We start from the raw sequence: 19,018 nt of genomic DNA, 5'->3' as shown, positions 1-19,018 counted from the left end.
TATTCGCACAATTATTCTTTACTTGGTACCTGATAAAATATCATGGAAGACAGAGACCGCCCGGTCGTCCCACCCGTCAGGTAAAACACAGGGCATATTCAGGATATCGGAACAGACCTCCTCAGCATTGACGCAATTACCGGCACTATACCCTAAAGCATGGGGACCCTCGGGACAACAAATTACCGGGTCGAGAAACCACATTCCCTTTACGTCAATGTACTTCCCAACCTTTTTCCTCAGCGAATCTGCCTGGGGTGACCTGAAAATATAGCGAAGAGGAACAATTTCTTTCTCCTTCTCATAATATGCGTCCGGGATGTGGATCTGATCGGGCACAGTTTCGGAACCGCTGATGTATTCCCGGAGCAGCGCTTTCCGTTTTCGTTTCTCATTCGTCCATCTGTCCAGCTCGAAGAGTCCCAACTGTGCAAGAAATGCCGGCATCTTTGCAGGATATGGATACCCAGGGGTACCTGAAGCCTGAGCAGTGTAATCCGATTCAAGGAAAACCGGTTTTTTATCAATAAATTTACTCAGGGTATCGATAAGAGTCTCACGGATAATTGAACGTGGATAGTGCGAAGGGATATAGTTTTTTCTTTCATAATTGAATCGTCGGTAAATATTTTTCTGATGTCCTTCAGAGAGATCCGGTATGTTTCCTGTTGCCCGTTTCAAATTTTCGAAAATATCCTTATGCGATGTGAACAGCATCCCACCTATCATTGTGTTTAATGGTTTGCTGTGATCTGTTGAAAAAAATGCAGCATCACCCCATGTACCAACGGATTTACCACGAATCCGGGAGTCCAGTGCAAGAGCTGAGTCCTCCACGAGGAAAATGTCTTTTGATCTCGCAAGATCTGCGATCTCATCAATGTTACAGGGTATTCCAAAGGAATGCTGGGCAACAATCATTTTGGTTCGCGGTGTAATGCATCGCCCAATCGCTGCTGCATCCGATCCCAATGTATCAGGGTCGATATCGGAATAAACAGGTATTGCGCCGGTCCTGATGATCGCATTTGGCACAACCGAGCAGGTAAATCCCGGGATGATCACCTCATCGCCTTTTCCAATTCCAAGGGACTGCATGAGTGTGAAAAAAGCCATTCTCCCGGAAGCAAAACTATGACAATACCCGTTGCCAACCAGATCCCTGAAGCCCTCTTCATATTTTTCGAGTACGTGCGTCCTGGCATCAATATCGTGAGAAGAAAGGATATCCCGTATTATGTTCACTTGTGCATCGGATAAGTGAGTATGCCCCCGATAAAATCCTATAAGGTATGGTGATTTAAGTAATCGCAGGAGATATAATAGAGACTGAAATTTCGTCATCCGAAAAAACACCCTTCATTGAATGTACAATTGTTTTTATTATCTATGCAATTTTAATTTAAATACTTGGCAGTTTTCTGGTGGCGTGGAATTCTCTATATCATGATCGGCCGTTGATATAACAAAGATTCTTATGGAGTCTCTGATTTTTTTGAGCAGATTTGTGAAAATAAATATATGAAAAATGTACCTTCGTGTGCAGTTTCCGGTTACCTGAAATGATCAATTAAGATGATAAAAAGGGAGCGAGTGTCTCATCGTTCACCGGTAAAAAGAATGTATCCCGTATAGATTTACCCAGATCCCGGTATTCCCTTCGTTCACTATCGGACAGATTGAGATACGTCAATAATGCCGCGGATACTTCATCGCCGGAATAGCATTCGGTGAACAGGGGCGTGCTCATACCGGATAAAGGATTTAAATTTAATTTGTTCTGGTTGCCGACAAAAATTGCCGGTGTACCTTTTGCAACCGCTTCGATCATGGAACTTGAACCATTGGCTATGACCGCAGATGCGTCACGAATTCCCTCAGCTAGTGATCCATGGAATATCGTGCAACAACCATTGTTTTGAAGTCCGGGATACAGTTTTATGATTTCATCAATTCTGATATCAGGGTGAAACCGGATATAAATTGTAACATTTATGGCAAGATGTTTCTTTATCTCCTGTATCATCTGCAGAAGTTCAATTGTCTCATCATGATTGAATGATGTTAGAACAAGGACAGACCTGTTAGAGGAATCTCTTATAGCAGCATTTGGTACTTCTTGAGTAAACACGTGGGCATAACGGAGGGCAGCCGCAGGAATACATTTGAGAGTTGGATCGAATGCTCTGGCAAGCTCGCACTGGTACCGGCTCGTTGTCAGGAGGATATCAGGTACTACTCCCGCGTTGGTCTCTGAGCGGGAGGGAGAAAGACTGAGAAAGTTGGGGTAGTGCAGGAACATCTGCGCACCTATTGTTTTTACTCCGGGAAACGCATTATGCACGCCGGCTACGATGGCCCTGTTAAGTGTCTGGTTCTCATACCAGTCTATGAACGAATGCAACTTTAGACCTTTCATCCCCAGCAGTTGCATTAGCCGGAATGTCAATATTGCCTGAAGAACGTTCTGAACATCTGCATTTGTCTGGTCTTCATGAATAATATCTGTTACATCAAAACCATGGAATTCAGGAATAACAAGGTTCTGTCGTAGAAATCGAATCGGATAGATCCATGCATGAAGGTAATCCCTCAGTTTCAAATAGTTCTCCTGGATAACAAATTCATCTGAACTTCGTGAAATTTTTTTGAAGATTGTAAAAAAATTGTAATGGAACCCGTGAAAAACAGGATGAATGAGGACAATTTTATTGTTCTTCTCAAGATATTCCTTCAATTGAGGGAGATAACGATCATAAAATGTGCCTGAATCCGATATACTCGACGCATGCACAAAGGTACTTACCATCACTATACCGCAAGACTGTGATCGCTCTATCACGTTGTCCTTATTGAGTACTGCTGATGCAATCTTTCGCATAATTGTAATAATGATAAAGTCGACCCATCTCAGAAAAAATCTGGCGGAATTGCTACATTTTTTGGTGTAAAATCTATGCCGTCCATGGAAAGAAACGGGGATCTTCTTATCCTGTGCCCAGTGATGAATAGCTGATGCAAGACCTGGCGAGTCAACTACAATGAGTGCGGGTTTTTTTGTTTGCTGCTCCCATAACCTTTCCAAGAGCACGAGATAACAGCAGTACTGGAATACATCACTCTGATAGATATTTCTCGATGCAACATTTCCAAACCACCATTCGAGTTCTCCGCCATATTTGTGATTAATTTTGTCAATCCAGGTAACATGCTCTGACCGGATTTCGTTTGCAACTTCTTCCAGTAACCGGGAAATATCCAGTTCTGAAAAATTTTCCGTCAGGCCGTTTTTAAATTTGATTTTTGAAAGGTAATTTTTCCCAAAGTATACCCATTTTATCGGGCGGTTCTTTACAGTAAAGTCCTGATCTGATATTTTATGTGGTGAAATTGCGATGATTAATTCTTTATTTCCCATACTATTTTCAGCTCCATGATAGCATATTGCATAAAGATATTGGGTTGTATAATAGTCCGATAAACATTTCATGAATCCTTATGGCAAGTATGTTTATAGGTCTCCGATAACATATTATTTTTCAATGAAAGGCTTAATTTTATCCGGGGGCCATGGCACCCGGCTTCGCCCAATCACGTACTCGCAACAAAAACAACTCATCCCGGTTGCAAACAAGCCGATATTATTTTACTGCATAGAAGACCTTATCAACGCCGGAATCCATGATATCGCGATTATCGTCGGCCCAAATAAAGAGCAGGTCATTGAAACCGTTCAGTCCGTTGAATGGAATGCAAAGATTGCATTTATTTGTCAGGACTTACCACGGGGACTTGCCCATGCGGTCAAGATATCCGAGGATTTTGTAAAGACTGATAATTTCATCATGTACCTCGGCGACAACCTCCTCAAAGGAGGAAGTGTTGATTTTATCCGGGATTTTGCAGATTCAAAGGTTGACGCAAGTCTCCTTCTCACAGAAGTGGAAGATCCCCGGCAATATGGTGTAGCCCTTGTCGATGAACAGAAAAAAATTATTGTCAAACTCGTGGAAAAGCCAAAAAATCCCCCGAGCAACCTGTCCATAGTCGGCATTTACGGGCTGACCCCCCGCATCTTCGAGGCGATTGATAATATAAAACCCTCGTGGCGGGGTGAACTTGAGATTACGGATGCCCTCCACTGGCTGATTGAAAACGGCTATAACGTACGGTACGGCATGGTGCAGGGCTGGTGGAAAGATACCGGCAGGACCGAAGATATTCTCGAAGCGAACCGTCTCATTCTCGATCAGATCGGGACTGAAAATTCCGGTATTGTTGAGTCCGGCACGATTACCGGCCAGGTAAAAATCGGGAAAAATACCATTATCAAAGGCAATTCTATCATTATCGGACCTGTTATCATCGGGCATGATTGTGTAATCTCCGGAAGTACAATCGGGCCGTATACCAGTATCGGCGATTCGTCTCATATCATTGAATCACACATCAGCGATTCAATTGTAATGGAAGGTGGCCGGATCGACCATGTTGACAGAGTTTCGGATAGTCTGATCGGTAAGAATGTGACCCTGAAAAAACAGGAACCTTCAAAGGAGGGAAAATCGTTTGTCCTCGGGGACGGCTCACAGGTGACTTTATGATTCATGGAGTAGTCTTAAAAAAACTCAGTTCCATACCGGATGAACGTGGCCGGCTCATGGAGATCATGCGGTGCGATGAATCCCTGTTCCAGGGATTCGGACAGGTTTACCTTACAACCAATTATCCCGGTGTGGTGAAAGCCTGGCACTATCACAAAAAACAGACGGATGTGATCTGCTGCGTCAAAGGCATGATCAAGGCCGTACTCTATGATGCACGACCGGAATCACCCACCTTCCGGAAATTATCAGAGTTTTTCATTGGCGATCATAACCAGCTCCTGCTCTCCATCCCGCCTGGTATATACCACGGATGGAAGTGCATTTCTGCGGAAGAATCCCTGATCATTAGTGTTCCGACGGAACCCTACAATTATCAGCAACCTGACGAATATCGCCTGCCCCCGGATTCCCCTGATATCCCCTACGACTGGATCCTGACCCCCGGTAAAAAGCACGGATAGATGACAATGAGATTTTTAGTCACAGGTGGCGCGGGATTCATAGGATCCAACTTTGTCCGGCTGCTCGTCAGAAAATATCCCGATGCGGAGATCGTAGTTCTGGATAAACTTACCTATGCCGGAAGAATGGAAAACCTCCGCGATGTGCAGAATAACATCATCTTCATTCACGGCGATATCTGTAAGATAGATGATATAGCAAAGGCAGGCCCGTGCGATGTGCTGTTCAATTTTGCGGCAGAAACCCATGTGGACCGGTCGATATCTGAACCGGATCTCTTTGTCAGGACCGATGTGCTTGGGACATGTAACCTCTTGAATTACGCGATTAAACAGGATATTTCCCGGTATATCCAGATCAGTACTGATGAGGTATATGGCAGTATCCGGAGCGGTTCCTTCCACGAAACGGATCTCCTGGATCCTTCATCTCCATATTCTGCAAGCAAAGCTGCTGCTGAGCATCTCGTTCATTCTTATTACAAGACTTATGGTCTTCCGGTCATCACAACCCGGAGTTCAAATAATTTCGGGCCTTACCAGTATCCCGAGAAACTGATTCCTGTCCTCATACTCAAAGCCCTTTCCCGGCAACCTCTGCCGTTATATGGTACGGGCCTGAATGTCCGGGACTGGCTGCATGTAGACGATAACTGCACAGGAATCGATACGGCTTATGCAAAAGGGAGTCCCGGCCAGATCTATAACATCGGGGCAGGAAATGAAAAGACAAATCTTGAGATTGCAAGGATTATCCTTCACTCCCTCAACATGAATGAAGACCTGATCACATTTGTCGCGGACCGTGCCGGACATGATTTCCGTTACTCCATAGCCACGGAAAAAATCAGGGAATTAGGGTGGCAACCCTCACATTCCTTCGATGAATCAATAAAAATGACGATCGACTGGTACCTCAAAAACGAATGGTGGTGGAAACCACTCCTCTGAATTAATACGCGTCGACTGTTTTGATTTTTTTTAAGATTTTTTTAAGACAAATCTTGCATTTCAATACTGCAAAGTTCAGGCGAAATTTCTGGTACTGTAAAAAATGCCTTCTGAAAACCAATGGATATTCTTTTTTCCAGTACCTGAGAATCTCCATTGCCTCTGCAGTGATGCGGTCAATTTTCGTATGCGTACCGCTTTCATTATGCTCACGATAGAGGAGAAGAGGGTCGTCGACATAATCAACGGCAGCCTCCCTGGCAACTTTTAACAGGAAATCAAAGTCCTCCGCAAGGGAGAACCTTGGATCGAATCCCCCGACTTTCGTGAATAGTTCTTTTTTTACGATCACTGACGAAACCGGAATGAAATTATCGAACAGCAGGTATTCGAAAACATTTCCGCGTTGGTGGATTCCGAACGTGAGTACCTTTTCGCAGATAACGGACCCCTTTTCATCAATCACGGTTTCATTCGTAAATGTTATACCGAGATCTTTATTGTGAACAAGCAGATCGATCTGACGCTGTAGCTTTTCAGGAGCCCAGAGGTCATCCTGATCGAGAAAAGCAAAGTATCTTCCCCGGGCAAGAGCCGCCCCGGTGTTTCGCGCACGGCTGACACCCCCGTTTTTCACGGTTACAAACCGGATATGGCCGGGGTGTTCATGTGTATATTTTTCCAGGATCTCCAGACTGTTATCTGTCGACCCATCATTAATCGCAATAATTTCCCAGTTTTTCACGGTCTGGGCGATTACAGATTCTATCGTCTCCGCGAGATACCGCTGCCCGTTGTAAACCGGAATGATCACACTCACAACGGGATTATTATCCGGCAGGGTTTCGGTCATGGCAGGGATGTTACATTATCTGCTGTTGCACCCGGAAATAACGGCATCGATAACCTGATCTACCTCGAGATCTGTGATATCGGGGAAAAGCGGAAGCGTGAGGATCTGGTTATAGATCTGTTCCGTTACGGGAAGATGAACGCCATCTTTCTTATAATACGTGAAGACATGGCTGGGAATGTAATGGATCCCGCTCGCCACACCTCTGCGCCCAAGAGTTTCCATGAGTTCATTTCTCCGGGATTTGATTTTGAGAATATAGACAAAGAGACCAATATCCCGGTATCCATTATTCCTCAGGAGTGTTACATCCTCCAGTTTTTCAAACGCGGCATCGTACCGTTTGGCTACATCAATTTTTCTCTGGTTCATCCGATCAAACTTTTTCAACTGGACCAGGCCGACGGCTGCACTGATGTTGCTCATATGGTACCGGTATCCCTGAGTCACTACATCATAGAACCAGCTTCGTTCATTGCGATACCTGCTCCATGTATCTTTATCAATCCCGAGAATCCGTTTCTGCTGGATTTTTTCAAGCAGTGAGTCATCCTGGAAAACCACAGCTCCCCCTTCTCCACAGGTAATATTTTTTATCGGGTCGAAACTGAAGCAGGCGATATCCCCGAATGAACCTATCTTCTTTTGCCTGTAGGATGACCCGAACGCGTGGGCTGCATCTTCAATCACACGCAGTTTGTTCTTTTGTGCAAGTGCATTGATCTCGTCCATATCGCAGGGAATCCCCCGGTAGTGGACCGGGAGGATGACCTTTGTTTTCTTCGTTATCTTTTTCCGGACATCCCCGACATCCATATTCAGATCATCCGCGTGGATCTCACAGAAGACAGGGGTCGCACCGGTCGCGGTTATTGCCTGGATCGTAGCAACGAAGGTGAACGATGGAACAATTACTTCATCGCCTGCTTTCACACCCAGTGCATCAAGAGCCAGGTGAAGTGCGGTGGTGCCTGTATTGGTACATACTGCATGCTTTGCCCCGAGAAATTTCTGGAGTGCCTGTTCGAATTCAAGTACCTGTGCCCCGAGCCCCAGCCAGCCGGAATCAAAAACGGTTTTAACTGACGCGAGTTCCTCTTCCCCGAGAGACGGGCGGGAAACCGGAATAAGATCCATGCTTAATGATTGGACTAAAGACAAATTAAATGGTAGGGAGATTGGCACGAATACTTCAGTTTACCCTCAAATCCCGGCAGCGGAATCCTGCTCCCGCTACCGGAAACTGCAATTGCGCAATGGTTGCGCTCCGTTGATCAGATACTATGTGGAACAGAGGCCCGGTTGATTATTCAGAGCGTGTGGATATAGTCTGCAACGATTTTCCAGAAGGGGAGTTCGGGAGTACCGTCTTTTTTGATGAACGCGTTCCTGTATTTCTGGTAGACACCGGGATCAACGTTCATTTCTTCGTCCCAGTCCACGTAGTTTACGGCATCAATATTCACGGGTTTTTTATGAAACGCTGCAGCTACTGTATCGATATATCTGCCGAACGGTAACAGGCCGTCCTGCTGTCGGGAGAGGATATCGTTCGTGACAAATATAAGGGGTTTATTGAACAGGACCGCAAAATCGATGGCAGTACTCATATGAGCGATGACAAATTCAGCATCCCGGACCAGCCCGGCAGTCTTGCCACGGAAAACGGTACGGTCCCCGAAGTATTCCTGTGGGGCATCATACTTTGAGCGGGGATGGGCTGCGATGATAACGCGGAGATCATATTTCTTTTCAAGAAATGCAAAGAACGAACACAGCCCCGGGTAATATTCGTCAGCAGATACCGGGGGCTCGACCCCGATGTATTTATAATCAGGGTGAAACGGGAGGTACTCGTCGAGGAATACTGCATACCGGCCGGGAAACATGCGATCCGCTTGTTGCCGCTGCTCCAGATAAATGTCGTAGTCCAGCAGGTGCAGCCACAATTTTTTCGTGGTCTTGTCGATTGGATAGAAGTATGTATCATCTGATCGTTCCCCCGCGAGCATGGCGATGGTTGCCGGTCGCACGCCGAATAGCCGGTAATGCTTTTTCATAAGACGGGTAACCACATGGTTTCCGATCGCCCGGAGTCTCATCCCCGCAATCTTTTTGAGGAATTTTCTCCAGGAGAATGAAATGGCTGTGTCGGGGTTTATGGAAACCGGAAGCGAGATGGCCTGCCAGACGCAGTACCTTATATGGTGCTGCGAAAAAGCCCGGTAAAAGAACCGGCTGTTATAGTCGAAACCTATAAGGCACACGGCCAGATCGGTGTCCTGAAACGCAGCAATGCTCATGAGCACGTCGGCCTTCCTTTCGAATATATGCAGGTTCCGGTAATCGATCCTGTCCGGTATCTCAAGCGTAGAATAAAACCCGGGGTGAAGGCAGGGTGTGAGATCCCAGACCGTTACTTCAAATCCCTCATCCTGAAGGATCTGAATGCCAAAACGGTCGAAATCCCTTTTGTTCAACGGTGAATCTACAAAAAAAATGATATTTTTGATCATACGACGGACCTTGTCCCGGATAACTGGTGCTTTGCGATACTATCCCGCACACCGGGAAGTCAGTCTTTCATCTCGGTTTCAACAATCCGTTTCAGGAATCCGAACGATGAATCCGGGGTGAAATCCAGAAGAATTTTTGCAAGAGTAATATCCGCAATAGAATCATACATAGTGAAATCTGCTTTCTTCTCCACCCATTTTGCCTGGGGGTAGAATTCACATACAAGATTCAGAATTTCCCGCATCTGGATTCCTCTGCCGGATCCTATGTTGATAATGCGGTTTGTCGCCTTGTCATGGGCAACCGCCATGTATACAGCGTTTGCAACATCGCCGGCATAAATAAAATCCCGGTACTGGAACGGGCCGAAACTTTCTATGGTCTCTCCTTTCTTTGCCTTATCGAGGAAGATACCAATTACTCCTTCATTGCCTTTACCGTATACATTGAAAAACCTCAGCACAACATAATTAACGCCGTAATTTTTCTGGTATGCCTGAACCATCTTTTCGCAGAGGACTTTATGTGCTGAGTAAATGTTGGTCGGGGATACAGGAAAGTTTTCCTTGATCGGGAGGTCTTCCGTAATGCCATAAACCGCGGCCGATGACGGGAATATGATCTTCTTGTTGCCGCAGATACGGCAGGCTTCAAGGATATTCTGGAGAGAAACGATATTGAGCTGGAAACTCTTCATGGGATTTTTCTGGGCAGCCCCGGCATCGGCAAGGCCGACCAGATGAATGACAGCACCGGTATCTTTCACGGCGGTTGTAACTGAGTCGATATCGAAGATATCCCCTTTGATAAATTCGGTATTTTTGTCGAGAGGATATTTTGGTTCAGTGATATCGAATATTTTTACCCGGTATCCCTTATCACTGAACATCTTTACCATATGCCTGCCGACAAATCCCGATCCCCCGGTGATAAGGATCTTTTTCTCTTCCATTACTGGCGCCTCTCGTAAAATTCAGTGATCTTATCTACCATGTAATCCATTTCTTCAATAGTCAGTCCTGGATACATCGGAAGTGTGAGAACTTTTGATGCCACATGTTCGGTAACCGGAATATGTGGTCTTACTTTGAGTACTTCCTTATAGTAGTGGGAAAGGTGGACCGGGTGGAAATAGACCTTTGCCATGATACCTGCATCTCCCAGGAAGTTCATCAGTTCGTCCCGATGTTTCGCTTCAATGGTGTACATCTGGTAGAGGTGGTAGTAATTCTTGGGAGCCAACGGAGTTTTAATTTCTGTGACTTTTTTAAGTTTCCCGGAGAGGTAATCGGCATTTTTCCGACGCATCTCGATGATCTTGTCAATCTTGTCCATCTGGGCAATGCCAAGAGCTGCAATAATATTCGACATCCGGAAATTATAGCCAAGGGAGATGTAATCCAGGTACTCGTTTGTTGAGAAGTAGTCCTTGGTATCAGCCCGGCCATGGGACCGGAACATCTTAAGGCGTTCATAAACATCCCGTGAATCGGTAACGATAACGCCGCCTTCCCCGGTGGTGATCACTTTGGGTGCACAGAAGCTAAACATTGCCGAATCGCCGAACGTACCCACTTTTTTATTCCCTATGCGGGCTCCGAGCGACTCGGCGGCATCTTCGATCAGGAGGATTTTTTTATCTTCTGCTATCTGCTGCAGCTCTTTTATCTTGCACGGGCATCCTCCAATATGGACCGGCATTATCGCGGAAGTTTTCGGAGTGATCTTATCAAGCACATCCTCGGGGGAGAGCCCGTAAGTGCTCTCTTCGATATCGGCAAATACAGGTGTTGCCCCGAGGAATTTGGGTGAATTTGCTGTTGCAATGAAGGTGAATGACGGAACAATGACTTCCGAGCCCTTTGGTATCCGGTGTGAAGCCAGGGCTGCATGAAGGGCTGAGGTTCCTGAATTGAATGTTACTGCATATTTCGAGCCTACATATGTGGCGATTTTGTCTTCAAGAAGATTGACGCTGGACCCGGTGGCCCAGTTCATACCGGATTTGATAATTTCTGTTACTTTCTGAACGTCATTGTCATCGGTGTAGATTTTAAAAAGTGGAATCTTCCAGCTCATTGAATTTCCTCCTCAGTTTTTTTAATTTCCTCTTCCGAAAGTGATCGTACAACTTTTGCAGGCACCCCGAATGCCAGGACATTTTTAGCGATATCCCGGTTTACAAAACTATGAGCCCCCACAATAGTATTCTCGCCAATAGTAACATTTGGCATGACCGTTGAATGCGTACCAATTCTTGAGTTACGCCGGAGAATAACCGGTCCTTCTTTGTTGTCGATTGTCGATACAGAATAAATTGAACAATGGGATCCGATCTGAACAAAGTCTTCTAAGGTGACACCGAATTTTGCATTGATGTATGTGAATGCTCCGATATCTGATCCATACCCCAGTTTCAGATTGTCCTTGTTTTGAACTAACCAATTGTATTGGGTCAATACCCGTTCTTCAACAGCTGGTGATACCCAGTTTTTGAATCTCATGGATGTTATACTACATTCTTTTTCGGGATTATAAAAACTTCTTTAAGAAGAGGATAGACCGGCTTTTCCGTCCCGCCCTGAAGCAGATAAAAGAAATTCGGGTCAAAGGACTTTACGGCCAATGTCAGTAAAAGTTCTTTTTCTGCGTATCCAGTGCTGCGGTGTCGAGACTGTTCAGGATGGCTACGATCTTTTCCGAAGCGGTTCCATCACCGTAGGGATTTTTGCCTTTCCTGACCTTCTGCAGGAATTCCCGGTCCCCAATGGCCCTGCCGATAGCTTTTTTTATATCATATTTGTCGTATCCCGTATCGAGAGTATTGGATGCCCGTTCACGTCCCTGCTGACGGGAACCGATATTCACTACCGGAAGATGGAATGATGGTGCCTCGATTATGCCGCTGCTTGAATTTCCAACCAGAACGGAAGCAAATTTCAGGAGCCCGAGGTAATCAGAGTGAGGTATATTCCGGTGGGCCTGGATCGAAGATATCCGGCTGAATTCCCTGATTACCGCAATCATCTGTCTCCCCCCGGCATCGGCATTGGGGTACACGACCAGGGTCTGATGGCCCAGTTCGGCGACTGCTTCGAGTGTTGTCCTCATTTGGGCAGCTGCATCGTTGACCTCCCCGGAGACCGGGTGCTGGACGACGAGAAGGATCGGCCCGGATGGATCGAGTTTGTATTTACTGAGCAGGGTCTTCCGGGGGGTGAACTCGCCCCTGACGATCGGTTCGAGACCCGGCGCCCCAACCACCTGGACTTTTGCAGGATCTTCTCCCATGCGGATAATCCTCCGGGTACTTTTCTTTGTTGCCGGGAGATGGATGTGGGCAAGCTTAGTGATCGCGTGACGGACCGGTTCATCCACTGTGGACGTGATCTCCCCGCCATGGATATGCACTACCGGTATACCGGTATAGGTGCCGACGACTGCCCCCGCGAGCATCTCTCCGCGATCCCCAAGGAGGAGGATCAGATCCGGCCGGATTGCAGTCACTTTTTTCGTCAGTTGAACAATGAGGTTTCCGATAAACGCAGACATTGACTCCCGGGTATCGTCCTCGTGCACAACTGGTATTTCGTGTATCCTAAACCCGTCGGCAACGATCTCGGAGACGGAACTGCCGAATTCCGGCATAAGGTGCATCCCTGTGACTACAATTTCCAGTTCCAGATCAGCACACTGGTCTATCCTCTTTAAGACCGTTCGCATCAGCCCGTAATCGGCCCGTGTACCGCTGATATACAGGATTTTTTTTGTCATTCCAGCATGTCCCACTGAAGTATGTCGTCTTTCGCAACCGGCAACCGGGTTCGCTTTCCAATTACCAAGCGGAGGTCCTTTGTCCCGATCCCGGTCCCCGGCCGCTTCATATCCAGCATATCACGCGTGATCCGAACCCCTTCCGGTATGGCGGTTGCTGCAACAAGGCTCTTGCGTACGAGCTCCCGGATTGCCGCCTCGTGACGATCGATATGCTTGATCCCATCGCCCAGCGCGGTCTCTGTCATGCGGATCTGTGCCACCAGCTCCGATAACTCCGATGGCTCAAGCGATGCTGTATGATCCGGCCCAGGCAGGGAACGGTCCAGCGTGAAATGTTTCTCGATGACACATGCACCCAGTGCTCGGGCAAGGAGTGAAGCGACAATCCCCTGAGTGTGATCGGAAAACCCTACGGGAATACGGAATGTTTTGGCAAGTGCGGGGATCATCATGAGGTTGGCCGATTCGAGAGGTGCCGGATAACTGGTTACACAGTGTAGAAGTATTATCTCTTTTCCCCCCCCACGGCGGATGGCAGATATCCCCTCCCGGATTTCGGTCATCTCTGCCATGCCTGTTGAGAGAATGACAGGTTTTTTGTAACTTCCGATCTGTTCGAGAAGGGGGATATTTGTAATCTCACCGGAGGGAATTTTATAGGCAGCAACACCGATCGATTCGAGAAGTTCGGCGCTCTTGCAGTCGAATGGTGATGACAAAAATTCAATACCGTTCTTTTTTGCGTAATCCGAGAGCTCCAAAAATGCATTCTTTGAGAGCTCAAGCCGTTTGAGCATATCATACTGGGATTCGGAAGCGTCGGAGGTTTTCTTCTGGTAAGCTGCTTTCCCGGCTGTTTTTGTTGCAATCGAATCCGCTGTGAACGTCTGGAATTTAACGGCATCCGCCCCGGATCCCGCCGCTGCTTTAACCAGTTTTTTTGCAAGCCGTATATCCCCGTTATGGTTTACTCCGGCCTCGGCAATGATATAGCAGGGATGATTCTTCCCGATCTCTTTCCCGCGGATCCAGATCCCGCTCATGGGACGATCCCCGGATTCCGCTTCATGAGGATCTGTTCATTCAGCCAGAAATCAAATAGATCGTCGATCTCAAAACTGCATTCCCGGTCCGTGATCACGGTCTCCCGTTTTCCCGCGAAGAGATCACCATTGAGGATATTGTCGGCATTTATTACATAGACATTCCCGTCATCATGGAAATACGGGTGAAGATCCTGTCTGCGGGCAGAATATGTCCCCCATTCAAAGAGACTGCAGAGATACCCGGTGGCAACGGCATCAGCACCCGTTTTCCGGAACTTTTCAATGCACTGGTCGATAAGATCGGGAGTGCGGACCGGTGAAGTACATTGGAGAAGGACCACGATATCGGCATCTATCTTAAGCAGAATATCCTGGAGTACCGAGAGCGTCGTCGCCTCATCGGTTGCAAGATAGGCTGGCCTGTCCGCTACCTCTGCATGATATGCACGGGAGATGCCGGCGATCTCCGGGTCTTCGGTCGAAACTACGAACCGGTCAAGATACGCTGATTCGCGGGTGGCTTCAATCGTCCATGCGATCAAGGGTTTCCCGCAGATCTGCCGGATATTCTTCCGGGGAATTCCCTTGCTTCCACCACGGGCCGGGATTACGCCGAGAATCATCGTTTCACATCGTCTTTATGCATTCGTGGACTGCCGTGACAATTGTCTCAATCTGTGTGTCCGGCATATTCACAAAGATCGGGAGAGCAATTGCCCGCCTCAACAAATCGTCAGACTGGGCAAAGAGCTTACTCAGATCTTTATCTTCATACTGGTCATAGCGACGGATTATGTGATCCCATGTGCCTGCGAAATGCCAGTTGATCGCGTCGGGTAGGTTCTTCGTCCCGAATCCTTTCCCGGTCCAGAGTTTCATGAACGCTTTTGCATCAGCCCGGGTCGTAAGGAAGAAGATCACGCTGTCTCCGGTATCACCTTCGGGGTTCGGAACATCCCGGAACGAGATCCGGTCAATATCCGACAGAGCCTCCTTGACGCGTGCCTTGTTTTGCCGCTGGCGCGAGATAATGTAGTCCATCTTTTTGAGCTGGGCAAGGCCGATGGCACCCTGGAGTTCAGTCATTTTGAAGTTCACCCCGCTCATGGACCGGGTATCTTCTCCCCGGGGAAATGCCGGGTTAAGTTCATGCCCATGGTCCGAGTACTCCCTCGCCCGCCGGAAGATTGATTCGTTATTGGTGATGATCATTCCGCCTTCGCCAGTGGTCAGGACTTTGCCGAAATCGAAACTGGTGATGCTTGCGTCACCCAGGGTTCCCAGCATCTTCCCGCGGTATGTTCCACCGCAGCATTGGGCATTGTCTTCAAGTATGGGTATGTTGTGGGATCGAGAGATCCTGAGGATTTCGTCCATGCGGGCAGAAACACCCATCATGTGAACCGGGATGATCGCCTTTGTTTTTCCGGTGATCTTCCGTTCCAGATCGACGGGATCCATATTTAGGGATGCATCGACTTCAGTAATAACCGGGACAGCCCCGACTTCAGCGATCGCTTCGACCGTGGCAATGAAGGTATGGCTCTGGGTAATCACTTCATCCCCCCGGGAGATGCCCATCGCTTTTAATGAAGCGATCAGGGCAGCGGTTCCCGAGCTCAATGCCTGAGCAAACCGGATCCCCATTTTATCTGCGAATGCACGTTCAAATTCATCCACACGGAAGATATTCTCCCGTTTCTCCGCCCAACCGTAGCGGTACAGTACCCCGCCGTGGTCGAACACATCGTTGACCGCGGCCCGTTCTTCATCTCCTATAAGTTCCCATCCAGGCATTTTCAAAAACCTCCGTTGGTTAAATCATGTTTAGTATCAGCTTTTTCCCATCGTCAACGGTGAATGGCACCGGGTTTTGGGTAAATGCCCGTTCCAGTGCATCGATATCGGCAAGGAGAATGTCGACCGTACCGGCATTTACGCCAAATCCCGAGAGATTTGGCGGCACATCAAGTTTTTTACAGAGGGCAAACATCTTTTCGACAAACTGTTCATTTTTTGCATTCATTGATAATGAGCGGCACGAACCATCTATGAGATCGTACAGCTCGCTATAGTCGTAACCGGCCTGCACATTATGGCGGACGATGTGCGGAATGAAGACGGCGCCTGCCATGCCGTGTGGCACTTTAAAGTGAACCCCGAGGGGGTACGAAAGGGCTCCTGAGGGCCCGGAGCCGGAGTTGATGAGAGAGATGCCTGCAAGGTACGCGCCATACTGTATCTTTGCCCTGATCTCACCGTTCCCTGGATGGTCTTTCACGAGGAAGAGATTATTAAAAATCATGGAAAAGGCTTCACGTGCAAAGATGCGGTTCAGAGGATTTGACTGCACTGCTGAATAGCTCTCAAGTGTATGAACGAGTGCATCCATGCCAGACGAGACCGTGACCGACATCGGGCTGTTAACTGTGAAGACCGGATCAAGGATTGCAAGGGCAGGGTAATTATTGCGGGTATTGATCCCCAGTTTCTTCTTCTGGTTGTTATCGGTGAATACCGCGTTGAAAGTCACTTCGCTGCCGGTACCTGCCGTGGTGGGAATTGCGATGGTGGGCAATGACGGGTTGATCTTCACCGGGAAGCCCTTGTACAGGACTGCTTTTCCCGGATTGACGACAACGGTGGAGAGCCCTTTTGCAAAATCGATCACACTGCCTCCGCCGATCCCTACAAAACAGTCGGTAACCGGCTTTCCTGAATTGTCAAGAAACATCGCCTTTATCCGGTCGAGCGAATCATAATCTGGTTCGTGCCGGAGATCGTAAACCCATGTCCTGATCGTGATATCGGGATCGCTTTCAAGGGCAGAAAGAACCTTCCGGGTATGTTCGAGCCCGGCAATTCCCCCATCGATGATAATGCCGGGTCGTGAGAGAGAGAGTTCTTTTAGGTATTGAGCGAGATTGAGTGCCTTGTTCGTTCCGAATTTTGCATTGGTTTTGAGATTGAAATCAAAATCCATAGAACTTTTCATATTTTGCATAAAACCCTTAAAACTGTTATATTGTCAGGGTATTAATGATGGTGGTCATATCATGACGTAAAATCTCGTGCAGCAGGTACTGCATTCCTGAATGATACCGCACAGGGACCCCGGCTTTTGGGAATAGCTAAGGTGCTGGTCCGGTTATAAAAACGGAAAAATCGGGAAAAACCCGGCCCACAATACCATCACCACAACTATATACTCATCCAGATAATATCCGCACGTGACCATCGGATCACCGGGAAAAAATGAACGGCTCCGGGAGGAACAGATATGGATACCAATACCCTCATGATTGTTGCAGGAATTCTGATTGTAATCGTTGCGCTTCTCGCCATGGCGATAAAAATTGCGAACCAGTGGGAACGGGCAGTGGTCCTCTTCCTCGGAAAATTCATTGGTATCCGTGGTCCCGGGCTGTTTATCATTGTCCCTTTCCTGAGCCGGGTCGCCTACATGATAGATCTCCGGGTTATCACCACCTCGTTCACGGCCGAGCAGACCCTGACAAAAGATACGGTCCCGGTCAACGTGGATGCCGTGCTTTTCTGGCAGGTGATCGATGTGGAGAAAGCTGCGCTCGAGGTCAGGGATTACCAGGGCTCCATTTCCCTGGCATCGCAGACTGCACTCCGGGACGTGATCGGCAAGACCATTCTTGCCGACATGCTCACCGGAAGGGAGGCAATTGATGCCGAACTCCAGAGGCTGATCGGGAGCCGGGTAAGCGGGTGGGGTATCAGGATATTGTCCGTCGAGATCCGCGACGTAATTATTCCGGGCGCACTCCAGGACGCGATGTCCATGCAGGCGCAGGCCGAGCGCGAGCGACAGGCCCGTGTCATCCTCGGGGATTCAGAGCGGCAGATTGCCGAGAAGTTCGAACAGGCCGCGAAGAGTTACGAGAACAATCCTACGGCGCTTCACCTGCGGGCGATGAACATGCTGTACGAAGGGCTAAAGGGCGGGCAGTCAACGATAGTGATTGTCCCGTCAACAGCCCTCAATACGATGACGCTCGGGGATACCACGGGCACGATTGCTCTGGCAAAGATAATTGCCAAGGAGAAGAAAGGGCCGGCAGAGACGGGGGATCAGGGGCAGCAGTAGGCTTTGAGTCTTGCGGGACGGTTTTTTTCAAGGAAAGCTCTTGATTAAAAAACTGAAAAGAAGTCTATCACGATGTTCCTCCCTTCCTGTTTTTGCGGGGAGTCGTTCGGGTGTCTTGCCGACCCCTCGCTGGGCAGTTCGGTTTCAATGATGAGGAGAAGTAACGTGCGTAGTGCAAAAACCTGACAAGGTGTTTTGCGCGTGTGGCATCGCAAAATGTATCGGATAATGTTCGGGAACCGGTAAGGAATAAAATCGAGATGACTCATAACAATCCAAATCGAACTTTGCTTAATCCGGATAATTTTCAAAAAATTAACCATCACCGATCCATGAAACACCCTATTGAAAATCCACCGATATTCATCAGGACTGTCCCCGTCCACGATATACTGGGTAACCTGCCCGGTACGGGAGTGGCGAGATACCGAGTCTTTGTGCAGGTAAGAAAATCTTAAAAATTTTTTTAGAGAAGACCGGAAACTGACAGGAAAATTTTGCTCTGTAGAAATCATTTTTTTTCAAAGAGACAGTGCCCCCCTCTTGCGCCACCAGTCCCCCACGGGGACAGGGCGCAGTGCGATGACCCGGGTCAAATGGCAGGTGATACAATAGTCATCGCAACCGGGGGATGCCATAGCGGCGGGGGCAAAGCCCAAAAGAGCGTCAGCGATTATGAGGTTTTCTAC

General features: G+C 47.9%; 17 protein-coding genes. 4 read left to right on the top strand and 13 right to left on the bottom strand.

Translation table 11 applies throughout. The annotated features are described in order from the left end of the window. Window positions 1-18: 18 nt before the first annotated feature. Together WBL42_RS10850 and WBL42_RS10845 are read right to left on the bottom strand one after the other, a co-directional pair. Entirely contained in the window at window positions 19-1,344 is a 1,326-nt protein-coding gene (locus WBL42_RS10850; RefSeq protein WP_424721294.1) for a DegT/DnrJ/EryC1/StrS family aminotransferase, read from the bottom strand. Between the two features lie 226 nt (window positions 1,345-1,570). Beyond that, on the bottom strand, window positions 1,571-3,418 hold the full coding sequence (locus WBL42_RS10845) for a hypothetical protein (protein WP_424721293.1): 1,848 nt from the start codon (window positions 3,416-3,418) through the stop codon (window positions 1,571-1,573). A 124-nt stretch (window positions 3,419-3,542) separates the two neighbouring features. Between WBL42_RS10845 and WBL42_RS10840 the strand changes: the two genes are divergently transcribed. Genes WBL42_RS10840 through rfbB form a run of 3 tightly spaced genes read left to right on the top strand, consistent with a single transcriptional unit; the run spans window position 3,543 to window position 6,019 of the window. Beyond that, complete coding sequence (locus tag WBL42_RS10840) at window positions 3,543-4,604, top strand: glucose-1-phosphate thymidylyltransferase (protein WP_424721292.1); 1,062 nt, start codon at window positions 3,543-3,545, stop codon at window positions 4,602-4,604. After that, a complete protein-coding gene (locus WBL42_RS10835; protein ID WP_424721291.1) occupies window positions 4,601-5,068 on the top strand; it encodes a dTDP-4-dehydrorhamnose 3,5-epimerase family protein in 468 nt (155 codons plus the stop codon). Before WBL42_RS10840 ends, WBL42_RS10835 begins: the two co-directional genes overlap by 4 nt. Window positions 5,069-5,074: 6 nt before the next feature. Continuing rightward, window positions 5,075-6,019 carry a dTDP-glucose 4,6-dehydratase gene (gene rfbB, locus WBL42_RS10830; RefSeq protein WP_424721290.1) on the top strand — a complete coding sequence of 315 codons (945 nt, stop codon included), beginning with the start codon at window positions 5,075-5,077 and terminating at the stop codon, window positions 6,017-6,019. A gap of 1 nt (window position 6,020) precedes the next feature. Here rfbB and WBL42_RS10825 read toward each other — a convergent pair whose 3' ends face one another. The 11 genes from WBL42_RS10825 to WBL42_RS10775 all read right to left on the bottom strand — a co-directional run bounded on the left by WBL42_RS10825 (window position 6,021) and on the right by WBL42_RS10775 (window position 17,195). Further along, window positions 6,021-6,872, bottom strand: a complete 852-nt coding sequence (locus WBL42_RS10825) for a glycosyltransferase (protein ID WP_424721289.1) — start codon at window positions 6,870-6,872, stop codon at window positions 6,021-6,023. 15 nt (window positions 6,873-6,887) lie between these two features. Continuing rightward, complete coding sequence (locus WBL42_RS10820) at window positions 6,888-8,009, bottom strand: DegT/DnrJ/EryC1/StrS family aminotransferase (RefSeq protein WP_424721288.1); 1,122 nt, start codon at window positions 8,007-8,009, stop codon at window positions 6,888-6,890. 173 nt (window positions 8,010-8,182) lie between these two features. Next, the gene (locus WBL42_RS10815) at window positions 8,183-9,352 is read right to left on the bottom strand and encodes a hypothetical protein (protein WP_424721287.1); all 1,170 of its coding nucleotides are present in this window, start codon (window positions 9,350-9,352) and stop codon (window positions 8,183-8,185) included. A gap of 95 nt (window positions 9,353-9,447) precedes the next feature. After that, window positions 9,448-10,341, bottom strand: coding sequence for an NAD-dependent epimerase/dehydratase family protein (locus WBL42_RS10810; protein WP_424721286.1), 894 nt, complete (start codon window positions 10,339-10,341; stop codon window positions 9,448-9,450). Further along, window positions 10,341-11,468 carry a DegT/DnrJ/EryC1/StrS family aminotransferase gene (locus WBL42_RS10805; RefSeq protein ID WP_424721285.1) on the bottom strand — a complete coding sequence of 376 codons (1,128 nt, stop codon included), beginning with the start codon at window positions 11,466-11,468 and terminating at the stop codon, window positions 10,341-10,343. Before WBL42_RS10805 ends, WBL42_RS10810 begins: the two co-directional genes overlap by 1 nt. After that, entirely contained in the window at window positions 11,465-11,893 is a 429-nt protein-coding gene (locus WBL42_RS10800) for an acyltransferase (RefSeq protein ID WP_424721284.1), read from the bottom strand. Before WBL42_RS10800 ends, WBL42_RS10805 begins: the two co-directional genes overlap by 4 nt. A gap of 124 nt (window positions 11,894-12,017) precedes the next feature. Further along, the gene (gene neuC / locus WBL42_RS10795) at window positions 12,018-13,163 is read right to left on the bottom strand and encodes a UDP-N-acetylglucosamine 2-epimerase (RefSeq protein WP_424721283.1); all 1,146 of its coding nucleotides are present in this window, start codon (window positions 13,161-13,163) and stop codon (window positions 12,018-12,020) included. Continuing rightward, window positions 13,160-14,209 (bottom strand): N-acetylneuraminate synthase, encoded by a 1,050-nt coding sequence (neuB, locus tag WBL42_RS10790; RefSeq protein ID WP_424721282.1) that lies wholly within the window; start codon window positions 14,207-14,209, stop codon window positions 13,160-13,162. Before neuB ends, neuC begins: the two co-directional genes overlap by 4 nt. Beyond that, window positions 14,206-14,835, bottom strand: a complete 630-nt coding sequence (locus WBL42_RS10785; RefSeq protein ID WP_424721281.1) for a cytidylyltransferase domain-containing protein — start codon at window positions 14,833-14,835, stop codon at window positions 14,206-14,208. Before WBL42_RS10785 ends, neuB begins: the two co-directional genes overlap by 4 nt. Before the next feature lie 4 nt (window positions 14,836-14,839). After that, window positions 14,840-16,009 carry a DegT/DnrJ/EryC1/StrS family aminotransferase gene (locus WBL42_RS10780; protein ID WP_424721280.1) on the bottom strand — a complete coding sequence of 390 codons (1,170 nt, stop codon included), beginning with the start codon at window positions 16,007-16,009 and terminating at the stop codon, window positions 14,840-14,842. 19 nt (window positions 16,010-16,028) lie between these two features. Next, window positions 16,029-17,195, bottom strand: a complete 1,167-nt coding sequence (locus WBL42_RS10775; protein WP_424721279.1) for an iron-containing alcohol dehydrogenase — start codon at window positions 17,193-17,195, stop codon at window positions 16,029-16,031. Window positions 17,196-17,492: 297 nt separating this feature from the next. Between WBL42_RS10775 and WBL42_RS10770 the strand changes: the two genes are divergently transcribed. Continuing rightward, on the top strand, window positions 17,493-18,329 hold the full coding sequence (locus tag WBL42_RS10770; protein ID WP_424721278.1) for a slipin family protein: 837 nt from the start codon (window positions 17,493-17,495) through the stop codon (window positions 18,327-18,329). Window positions 18,330-19,018: the final 689 nt, after the last annotated feature.

The sequence above is a fragment of the Methanoregula sp. genome (assembly GCF_049686655.1).
Taxonomy (GTDB): Archaea; Halobacteriota; Methanomicrobia; order Methanomicrobiales; family Methanospirillaceae; genus Methanoregula.
The sequence above is the reverse complement of the archived record's forward strand: the minus strand, read 5'-3'. Positions and strand labels throughout refer to the sequence as shown.

What these genes read in the sequence shown, in the direction of transcription:
- WBL42_RS10850 (WP_424721294.1), bottom strand. Translation starts at nt 1,344, where the DNA reads ATGACGAAATTTCAGTCTCTATTATATCTCCTGCGATTACTTAAATCA.
- neuB (WP_424721282.1), bottom strand. Translation starts at nt 14,209, where the DNA reads ATGAGCGGGATCTGGATCCGCGGGAAAGAGATCGGGAAGAATCATCCC.
- WBL42_RS10780 (WP_424721280.1), bottom strand. Translation starts at nt 16,009, where the DNA reads ATGCCTGGATGGGAACTTATAGGAGATGAAGAACGGGCCGCGGTCAAC.
- WBL42_RS10805 (WP_424721285.1), bottom strand. Translation starts at nt 11,468, where the DNA reads ATGAGCTGGAAGATTCCACTTTTTAAAATCTACACCGATGACAATGAC.
- rfbB (WP_424721290.1), top strand. Translation starts at nt 5,075, where the DNA reads ATGAGATTTTTAGTCACAGGTGGCGCGGGATTCATAGGATCCAACTTT.
- WBL42_RS10825 (WP_424721289.1), bottom strand. Translation starts at nt 6,872, where the DNA reads ATGACCGAAACCCTGCCGGATAATAATCCCGTTGTGAGTGTGATCATT.
- WBL42_RS10845 (WP_424721293.1), bottom strand. Translation starts at nt 3,418, where the DNA reads ATGGGAAATAAAGAATTAATCATCGCAATTTCACCACATAAAATATCA.
- WBL42_RS10775 (WP_424721279.1), bottom strand. Translation starts at nt 17,195, where the DNA reads ATGGATTTTGATTTCAATCTCAAAACCAATGCAAAATTCGGAACGAAC.
- WBL42_RS10835 (WP_424721291.1), top strand. Translation starts at nt 4,601, where the DNA reads ATGATTCATGGAGTAGTCTTAAAAAAACTCAGTTCCATACCGGATGAA.
- WBL42_RS10840 (WP_424721292.1), top strand. Translation starts at nt 3,543, where the DNA reads ATGAAAGGCTTAATTTTATCCGGGGGCCATGGCACCCGGCTTCGCCCA.
- WBL42_RS10810 (WP_424721286.1), bottom strand. Translation starts at nt 10,341, where the DNA reads ATGGAAGAGAAAAAGATCCTTATCACCGGGGGATCGGGATTTGTCGGC.
- WBL42_RS10785 (WP_424721281.1), bottom strand. Translation starts at nt 14,835, where the DNA reads ATGATTCTCGGCGTAATCCCGGCCCGTGGTGGAAGCAAGGGAATTCCC.
- WBL42_RS10800 (WP_424721284.1), bottom strand. Translation starts at nt 11,893, where the DNA reads ATGAGATTCAAAAACTGGGTATCACCAGCTGTTGAAGAACGGGTATTG.
- neuC (WP_424721283.1), bottom strand. Translation starts at nt 13,163, where the DNA reads ATGACAAAAAAAATCCTGTATATCAGCGGTACACGGGCCGATTACGGG.
- WBL42_RS10770 (WP_424721278.1), top strand. Translation starts at nt 17,493, where the DNA reads ATGGATACCAATACCCTCATGATTGTTGCAGGAATTCTGATTGTAATC.
- WBL42_RS10820 (WP_424721288.1), bottom strand. Translation starts at nt 8,009, where the DNA reads ATGGATCTTATTCCGGTTTCCCGCCCGTCTCTCGGGGAAGAGGAACTC.